At 38.9% G+C, this 5,745-nt stretch carries 4 protein-coding genes and 4 tRNA genes; 7 read left to right on the top strand and 1 reads right to left on the bottom strand.

Annotated features, from left to right (window positions below):
- Nucleotides 1-932 precede the first annotated feature (932 nt).
- From uvrY to H592_RS0111235, 7 genes are all read left to right on the top strand, one after another.
- Nucleotides 933-1,577 carry a UvrY/SirA/GacA family response regulator transcription factor gene (gene uvrY / locus H592_RS0111265; RefSeq protein WP_028868868.1) on the top strand — a complete coding sequence of 215 codons (645 nt, stop codon included), beginning with the start codon at nt 933-935 and terminating at the stop codon, nt 1,575-1,577.
- A gap of 112 nt (nt 1,578-1,689) precedes the next feature.
- Entirely contained in the window at nt 1,690-3,522 is a 1,833-nt protein-coding gene (gene uvrC, locus H592_RS0111260; protein WP_028868867.1) for an excinuclease ABC subunit UvrC, read from the top strand.
- 428 nt (nt 3,523-3,950) lie between these two features.
- On the top strand, nt 3,951-4,505 hold the full coding sequence (pgsA, locus tag H592_RS0111255; RefSeq protein ID WP_028868866.1) for a CDP-diacylglycerol--glycerol-3-phosphate 3-phosphatidyltransferase: 555 nt from the start codon (nt 3,951-3,953) through the stop codon (nt 4,503-4,505).
- Nucleotides 4,506-4,666: 161 nt separating this feature from the next.
- Nucleotides 4,667-4,742: transfer RNA gene (locus H592_RS0111250), tRNA-Gly, on the top strand.
- Between the two features lie 38 nt (nt 4,743-4,780).
- A tRNA-Gly gene (locus H592_RS0111245) sits at nt 4,781-4,856 on the top strand.
- Between the two features lie 8 nt (nt 4,857-4,864).
- Nucleotides 4,865-4,938: transfer RNA gene (locus tag H592_RS0111240), tRNA-Cys, on the top strand.
- 11 nt (nt 4,939-4,949) lie between these two features.
- Nucleotides 4,950-5,035 (top strand) — tRNA-Leu (locus tag H592_RS0111235).
- 527 nt (nt 5,036-5,562) lie between these two features.
- Here the strand turns inward: H592_RS0111235 and H592_RS23995 are convergent.
- On the bottom strand, nt 5,563-5,745 hold a 183-nt coding region (locus H592_RS23995; protein WP_211235622.1), incomplete at its 5' end, for a hypothetical protein.

Here is a 5,745-nt window from a genome sequence, read left to right as displayed (position 1 = left end):
GCTGGTTGGACAAGACGAAGATTAAGGGCAGTACAGCTTAACTTGTGGAAGAAGCCGAGTCGGCTACATCGACGATTAAAGCAGCTGAAATATAAGCCACCCTTTAAGTTCATTAAAATGAACTCGTGGCGAAATTCGAGAAGCCCCTTATCAAGTTTTGCGATGCCGAATAGTTGGTTTGAAGGGCTTGGTTTGTATAATATAGAGAATGTAAATACAGGTTGGCTTGCTCCATCAGCGTTTATGAAAAGCGGATGATGGAATAAAAGAATACAGGAGCCGTATACGAGGCCCGTACGTACGGTTCTGTGAGAGGGATGAGGCAAAAGCCTCACCCTACTCGATATGCCTGATAATAAATTATCTAACAGAAAAAGTGCTGATTTTTATCAAAAAGTAGCAAATAGTAAGCGCTTGATTTAGCGATCTTAGGCTATTAGTATTGGCTAACATTCGATTTAAATACTGTAATAATCTGCGCTATTTTGATGTTTATTTTTACGTTGAGTTTTATTCCTGAATCTAACAATGAATAATTAAGTAGCAAAGATAACCGCATACATAACGGTGCAAGTTCAGGTTGAGTCTTTAAATCGTTTGATATAATGGAGCGAATGCCACTTGTCTAATGTTACAATTGTTAAGTGCTTAACATATCGTACATTTTAATTATACGATATGTTGTAGCTTGGGTAATATGTCGCACGTTAAATCAGTGTTATACCGGTTGTATTAAATATACGTTTTAAATTTTTACGCGGAAAGAGAGTTTAGTTTGAGGTGTAGGTTACTATAAGTGAGTATTCCTTTTATTAAAGTTATCACCAAAAAGTAAACTATTTTAACAACTAAAATAGCGTATTAAATTGTTACAATTAGTATTAGCTCATATTAGTATCATGAGTAATTCTTTACTCATACGGAGAAGTTTAGTGATAAATATCCTGCTGGTCGATGACCATGAATTAGTTCGTACAGGGATAAGCCGTATCATTGATGATGTTCGAGGCATGAAAGTAATTGGCGAAGCTGAAAGCGGAGAAGACGCTGTTAAGTGGTGCCGTAGTAATGAGCCAGATGTAATTTTAATGGATATTAATATGCCAGGTATTGGCGGACTTGATGCGATGCATAAAATTTTGCGCATCAATGAAGATATTAAAATCATTATGCTAACCATGCATACTGAAAATCCATTTCCAACCAAAGTAATGCAAGCAGGTGCAGCTGGTTATTTAAGTAAAGGTGCTTGCCCTGAGGAAGTGTTAAATGCAATTCGTATTGTGCATTCAGGACAGCGTTATTTAACGCCTGAAATTGCACAACAAATGGCATTATCACAGTTGTCACCTAATGATGAAGATCCATTTCGTGTGTTGTCTGAGCGCGAACTACAGATCATGATCATGATCACCAAGGGACAGCGTGTTGTTGATATCTCTGAGCAATTAAGTCTCAGCCCTAAAACTATCAATAGTTACCGCTATCGTCTATTTGATAAATTAGGAGTACATGGAGATGTAGAGTTGACTCATTTGGCTATTCGTTATGGAATGCTGGATGCGGATACGCTATAAACAAATACTTTGTTAAAAAATACAAAAAGCACCTTATATTAAGGTGCTTTTTTATATCCTCAGTTTACACTTAATCAACGACTAAACTTTACCGGTGAGCGACATTCTGCTTATGAGCAAATTTAATTCAGATGCATTTTTAAAAACAGTGACCACTGAACCCGGTGTGTACCGTATGTTCGATGATAAAGATCAAATCATCTATATTGGTAAAGCTAAAAATCTTAAAAAACGCTTAAGTAGTTATTTCAGCCTAACTCAAAAACACCCTAAAACATTGGCGTTAGTAAGTCATATTGTTCGTATAGAAGTCACTATCACGCATACCGAAACGGAAGCGTTGATCCTTGAGCATAACTTCATCAAGCAGCACAAACCTAAATATAATGTGCTGTTACGTGATGATAAATCTTACCCTTATTTATTTTTAAGCGACCATAAGCATCCGCAGCTAACCCTAGTGCGTTCGCAAAATAAAAAACGTAAAGGTACTTACTTCGGTCCTTATCCTAGCGGTGGGGCAGTACGAGAAAGCTTACATTTAATGCAAAAACTGTTTCCTATTCGTCAGTGTGAGGATAGTTATTATAAAAACCGTTCTCGTCCTTGTTTACAATATCAATTAAAGCGTTGTTTAGGGCCCTGTGTGAATGCTATGCCTGAGCAGGAGTATGCACATCAAGTCGATTTGGCGACCGCTTTCCTACAGGGTAAAAGTCAGCATGTAATTGAAGAATTAGTGACTGAGATGGAGTCTGCGAGCCAAGCATTAGAGTTTGAAAAAGCAGCCGTAAGACGCGACCAAATTCAATCCTTGAAAAAAGTACAAGAGCAACAGTGGGTGAGCGGCGAAGTTGAACAATTAGATGTATTAGGTTTTAGCTATCAACATGGTGTTGCCAGTATTCATATGTTATTTGTTCGACAGGGGCGTGTATTAGGTAGTCGTAATTATTTCCCTAAAGTGCCAAAAAATAGTTCTGAAGAAGAAGTGCTCAGTAGCTTTTTGAGTCAATTTTATTTATCTGGCCAAAATGGTCGTGCCATTCCCCGTGAAATATTATTAAGTGATGATTTTACTGATCGAGAAATTTTTGAGGAGCTGTTCTCAGAACATAGTGGCTATAAAACTAAACTTAAAATTGTGATGCGTGGCGAGCGCTTACGCTTTACTAAATTAGCTAAAACTAATGCTAATGTGGCCTTAAGCACGCACTTAAGTCAGCAAAAATCCATTCTACAACGTTATAACTTACTCGAAGAAAAACTAGAGCTGACCGAGCCTATTCAACGTATGGAATGTTACGATATTTCACATATGATGGGTGAAAAAACAGTGGCTTCCTGTGTTGTCTTTAACCGTGAAGGAGCTAAAAAATCTGATTACCGTCGCTTTAATATTACTGGAATCACTCCTGGGGATGATTACGCGGCAATGGGGCAAGTATTAGCACGTCGCTTTAAAGATTTACAAAGTGCAGAAACAACGCCTGATATTATCTTTATTGACGGTGGTTTAGGGCAATTGAGTCAAGCTGAAACGATTGTTAGTTCACTGGAGCATAACTTCCCGGATAAATACCCGCTGTTGATTGGTATCGCTAAAGGTGTTGCACGCAAAGCGGGTGAAGAAACACTTATTTTGGCTGACAGCCATGAAATATTAGAAATAGACAGTGCTTCTCCTGCCTTACACTTGATTCAACAGATTCGAGATGAGTCGCATCGCTTTGCTATCATGGGGCATCGTCAGCAACGAGATAAAGTAAGGCGGACGAGTACGCTAGAAGGGATTGCTGGTGTAGGCGCTAAACGACGCCAAATGCTACTCAATCATTTCGGCGGTTTACAGGGCGTAAAATCTGCCAGTATTGATGAGTTAGCCAAATTAAATGGAATAAGCAAAAGTTTGGCCGAAACGATTCATGAGGTTTTGCATCATTAGCATTGCTTGCGTACAAGTGAGTTGTCATAAGCGATACTCGCTTTAAAAGTTTATAAGATTAAGTGAGGGCAATCCAGCTCGCTTCTTCTCACTTTAATAGGTAATGCTTAAAGATTAACTGGACTTAACTCTTACCTATTAATTAACAGCTTTTAACCTTTGAACATCATTTTGCAATGTCATTGCGATACACTTCAATGAAAATAATGGTATTGGTTTCTTAAATGATATTTGAGCGTCATTAATGAGTGCATTGTATTAACAGCTCTGTATTTTTTGATCTATCTCTCTTTATCAAGGCAGATGTAGGTGATTCATTTTGTAAGCTGAAATATATTGCTATTAATTGCCTACTTTATGAGTTAAGCATTTGCAAATGTAAACCATAAAATGCAAAAATAAGCTGGCTTACCTTAAAGGATATTTTAATGCTCAACATTCCCAATTTATTGACCTGTTTTCGAATTCTTCTGATCCCTGTATTTGTAGTTATTTTTTATCTACCGATATCTTGGTCAGCACCCCTTGCCACGTTTATTTTTTGGTTAGCAGGCATAACTGATTGGTTAGATGGTTATTTAGCACGTCGTTTAAATCAACAAACTCCCTTTGGCGCATTTTTAGATCCCGTCGCAGATAAAATTATGGTAGCCGTTGCGTTAGTGATGATTGTTGAACATTATTCGGTTATCTGGATAACTGTACCTGCAATGATTATGATTTGTCGCGAGATTATTATTTCTGCATTACGTGAATGGATGGCTGAATTGGGTGAGCGAGCAAGTGTCGCTGTTTCATCTATTGGTAAAGTTAAAACCGCATCGCAAATGTTGGCATTGTTTTTGTTAATTTGGCAACATTCGGTAGAAATGGAATGGGTAGGCTTTACTTTCTTATATGTAGCAACAGCATTAACGCTATGGTCAATGATTGTTTATCTTGCTGCTGCTTGGCCGTTACTTAAAAAGAGTAATGAGCTGTAAATTGCTGAATATGTAAACGCTTCGTCTAAAAAAACGTCGAACGAGTTAAAAGAAGTAAAAAAGTCGATAATATCTATTGACTCATTGTGAAGAATCATTAGAATGCGCACACATCGAGAGGGGAAACAGTTTCTGCTTCTTCTTGAGATAAACATAGTGATGCGGTACTAGCTCAGTTGGTAGAGCACGACCTTGCCAAGGTCGGGGTCACGAGTTCGAGTCTCGTGTACCGCTCCAAACTACATTTTAAAACTAAAACTAAAGCTAAATATGAAGCGGTACTAGCTCAGTTGGTAGAGCACGACCTTGCCAAGGTCGGGGTCACGAGTTCGAGTCTCGTGTACCGCTCCAAATGTTTTGGCGGAATGGCAGAGTGGCCATGCAGTGGATTGCAAATCCATCCACCTCGGTTCGACTCCGGGTTCCGCCTCCATTACAATCTTTGCCCGGGTGGTGAAATCGGTAGACACAAGGGATTTAAAATCCCTCGACTTATGGTCGTGACGGTTCAAGTCCGTCTCCGGGCACCAATTTCATAAAATAACCAGCTTATAGCTGGTTTTTTTATATCTAAAATTTGAGTTTCAGTTTATAAGCGTTTAAGTTATATCAAGCTGAATAAAATCGGGATTTTGTAAACTCTGATAATAAAATCCTCGCATCTAATTCTGGTCGTGACGGTTCAAGTCCGTCTCCGGGCACCAATTTCATAAAAGAACCAGCTTATAGCTGGTTTTTTTATATCTAAAATTTGAGTTTCAGTTTATAAGCGTTTAAGTTATATCAAGCTGAATAAAATCGGGATTTTGTAAACTCTGATAATAAAATCCCCGCATCTAATTCTGGTCGTGACGGTTCAAGTCCGTCTCCGGGCACCAATTTCATAAAAGAACCAGCTTATAGCTGGTTTTTTTGTTTGCCCAGCAAAGCTGGCAAACCCGCTCACTTGCAAGAAAGTGAGATCACCCTGATTGAGGGGAAGATAATCCGAATGGCAAGGGCGTCACTGGCTAACGGTGGGGTCTGAAGGAAGCCATAGGAAGTTAGAAGTACACAACTAACCGTAACCTGTTTCGGCAGTGTTGGTGGATAAGCGTCCAAAATAGCGCGAAGTCCAATACTCAGTCAGACCAACACTGTGTTTGAGGGTGGTCATTTCTAACAGGGAGTCAGTGTAATAACTGGGGAAGCCTGGCACTGTATCCAAGCATTTGTTTGGACATATTATCTCAAGAGGTGA

The sequence above is a fragment of the Psychromonas arctica DSM 14288 genome, assembly GCF_000482725.1.
GTDB classification, from domain to species: domain Bacteria; phylum Pseudomonadota; class Gammaproteobacteria; order Enterobacterales; family Psychromonadaceae; genus Psychromonas; species Psychromonas arctica.
This window is presented reverse-complemented; position numbering and strand designations above follow the sequence as displayed.